This is a genomic window from Prosthecobacter sp. (assembly GCF_044373815.1).
In the GTDB taxonomy this organism is placed as follows: domain Bacteria; phylum Verrucomicrobiota; class Verrucomicrobiia; order Verrucomicrobiales; family Verrucomicrobiaceae; genus Prosthecobacter.
Genome location: NZ_JBIPNG010000689.1, coordinates 1 through 2,607, shown reverse-complemented (window position 1 = coordinate 2,607; position 2,607 = coordinate 1). Strand labels below are relative to the sequence as shown.

Sequence of the window (2,607 nt, the reverse complement as noted above, 5' to 3'; positions counted from 1 at the left end):
GAATCGAACGGATCATGCTAGCTGCACCAGCACGATTCGTAAAGAAATGTTATGCCGGACTCCCGTTCTCCAGCTTGGAAAGTTAATCCGAATGGCCTGCTGACTCTACCAGCCCTGACTACAAACCGCTACCTGTCCGTCTGCGCCAGCCTTTAACGCAAGCCTGGCAAGGCCGCCTCTATTGAAGGCTAGGCATGGGTTATTGAATAGGGGCGGAGTTCACGCTGGCTGCTCAAAACCAAGGTGTGTACCTTGCAGCCAGATCGTGCCCTGAATCAGATCACCTCGTTTTGGCACGTAGCCATCCGACAGCGCTGGAGGAAAGACGTAGAGGGGTATTGTGGATCCCGTGTTGTTTTCGTCGTGTCGGCACTGCACTTCCAATCGCCAGCCTTGTAATCCGGGTGCCAAACGCACTTTGGCGACTCGCAGGACCTGACCGACCAATTCATGGTGATCATGAAATGAGGAATACAAAGTTCGCATTTCCTCTGTGCGGAAAGTGACGGTCAAATTAGGATCATTGGCTTCGTCATGCCGGCCTTCGGCATTCAATTCCGCGCGACGTTCCGCAATCCTCGGCCCATCCTTAATGACAATGGGTTCCGCAGTAAAACGTTCCAAGGAAAGTGCCAGCCCTGAAAGTCCCACCTTCATGCGTCCACCCCGCCGCCATTCCTCTGCTTCCCGGCCAAACCGTGGGGCAAACCATTCAAGACCATGACCGGTATCTGCATTAGCTGTGATGACGCCTTCGAAAGGACCGTAGCTGTCTTCGACGCCAAAGATTTCCAGGATCCAGGGGGAGGTGTGGCAAAGAATAGGGAAGCCAGACAGTAAATTCAGCGATTCCTCATTGCGTGGCTTCCCAAGTATAACGGAATAAATTACCTCTCGGCTCGGCAGTTCTAGCTGGACCAGTCTTCCAAAGTCAATCTGAGGCCATGGAATTTGAAAATCATGCATGGCAGTGGCTTCTTGAGCGGTAAGAGTCAGGAGCGAGATCAACGTCTCACCTTCCAGACCCAAAGCCGCCCAGTGGTCACCATGGCCAAGCGGTTCGTTCTTGTTGACCTTCTTGCTTCGGCTGGATGATTGCTTCATATCGAAGAATGTGGCAGACATTAGGTGTCAGAAATGGGCACAAATAAACCAAGGCCAAAGTGGGAACCATAGCCAATAGCCAGAGGGCCTTGAATCTCTTGCTGAAATTCAAGGGTGAATGCTCCGCAATCCCCGTTGCCACGCTGTCCACCGCCATCTGGACGTCGGGTTTGGAATTGGAAGCAGCGTAGATGGAGGCCTCGACGAACTTCGATGCTCTGTAGTTTTTTCAGGCCGGCGACTTTAAGCAGTCCTGCAGTCCGGGGATCTTTTTCAAGCTGTTGAAGCAGACTCGCTGCGGCAGAACCTTGCTGCCAGCCGTGAGCGTCGAGCTTGGGACGGCCGTCGCCATAAGTTTTGAGGTGCTGGGTGCTGACAAAAGGAGTCACGGAACGCCATTTCGCTGATTTAGCAAAGAGCGGGCTGAGAAACGTTTGTTCATCGCCAAAGCCGAGCGGGATGAGGTGGATGTCATGATCGCCCTTTCCCCACAGGCGGCTTCGTTGCACATCTTCGATCACAGTTTGAGCTTCATCATCAAAGCCTCCGGGCGCATAAAGTGTGATATAGCCAATGGCATCCCTTTGATCTCCCAACTCGCAGAAAATGTGGGTGTGCTGGTGATTGGCCAGCGGCTGCTTCTCCGAGTCCAAGCCGGTGAAGATGCCAGTGTTCTTTAGCAGGTGTTTGTCCGCGTAGGTGACGAGAGTTTTATGGAATCGATCAGCGACGGAAACCGCCTGAGTGATGCGAGGCAAGACATTACTGGCGATGGCAAAGCGAGCAACGGTGGTTGTAGCCGCCACACAATCCAATCGGGATTGAGCATCAGACGGTTTCATTCAGAAATTTCGTGAGGTCGAATTGAATCCGCAACTGGGGCAAAGACGCCAAGACCGAGGAACCTGCCATCTCCAACCACGAGAGGGCCTTTAACAGCTTCGCTAAATTCGAGCGCCACATGCCAGAGGCGTTCTTTGGCGAAGCGAGTGCCAGGGGCAAATGCTTCGGCTTTTGCGCCGTGCGCCTGGAAGGGCTCACGTTGAACGATGATGTTCAGAGCATCGCCGTTGACGCCTGCATGGCGCAATGCCGTAAGAATCGCAAGGCGGGCTTGCTGCTGTTCGATGGCGCGTTCGGTTGCATTCTTGGCTTCTTGGAGTTTGCGGCTTGGCTCAATGCGGCGGCGACCGGCGGATACGGGCAGCGCTGCCGGTGTGATGGTCTTCCAAACAGCAAACTTTTTCCCGAAGCCAAAGTGATCGAGAAACACCATGTCATCAGCCAGCATCAATCGGCCTAGAAAACCGTCCTGACCGAGTTCCAAGCCGTTGAATGCCCAACTCAAATCATCGGCTCGCAGAGGGCAGGATGTGGGGATTTCAAGGAGCACTCGGCGAATGGCGTGATCTGCATGGGTGTGGCCTATCGATGGGATGGGGATGATATGAATGCGTTCATCTGATTTGCCTCCGTTACTGCCATCTGCCTTCCGGCCAATGA

General features: G+C 53.8%; 3 protein-coding genes. All 3 read right to left on the bottom strand.

The features are described 5' to 3' along the window. Window positions 1-219: 219 nt before the first annotated feature. Window positions 220-1,125 (bottom strand): hypothetical protein, encoded by a 906-nt coding sequence (locus ACIREA_RS30325; protein WP_397386050.1) that lies wholly within the window; start codon window positions 1,123-1,125, stop codon window positions 220-222. Further along, complete coding sequence (gene csb2, locus ACIREA_RS30320; RefSeq protein WP_397386049.1) at window positions 1,125-1,946, bottom strand: type I-U CRISPR-associated protein Csb2; 822 nt, start codon at window positions 1,944-1,946, stop codon at window positions 1,125-1,127. Before csb2 (ACIREA_RS30320) ends, ACIREA_RS30325 begins: the two co-directional genes overlap by 1 nt. After that, on the bottom strand, window positions 1,943-2,607 hold a 665-nt coding region (gene csb2, locus ACIREA_RS30315), incomplete at its 5' end, for a type I-U CRISPR-associated protein Csb2 (RefSeq protein WP_397386048.1). The genes csb2 (ACIREA_RS30320) and csb2 (ACIREA_RS30315), both read right to left, overlap by 4 nt.

Coding starts and splice junctions, on each gene's coding strand:
- csb2 (WP_397386049.1), bottom strand. CDS start 1,946: ATGAAACCGTCTGATGCTCAATCCCGATTGGATTGTGTGGCGGCTACA.
- ACIREA_RS30325 (WP_397386050.1), bottom strand. CDS start 1,125: ATGTCTGCCACATTCTTCGATATGAAGCAATCATCCAGCCGAAGCAAG.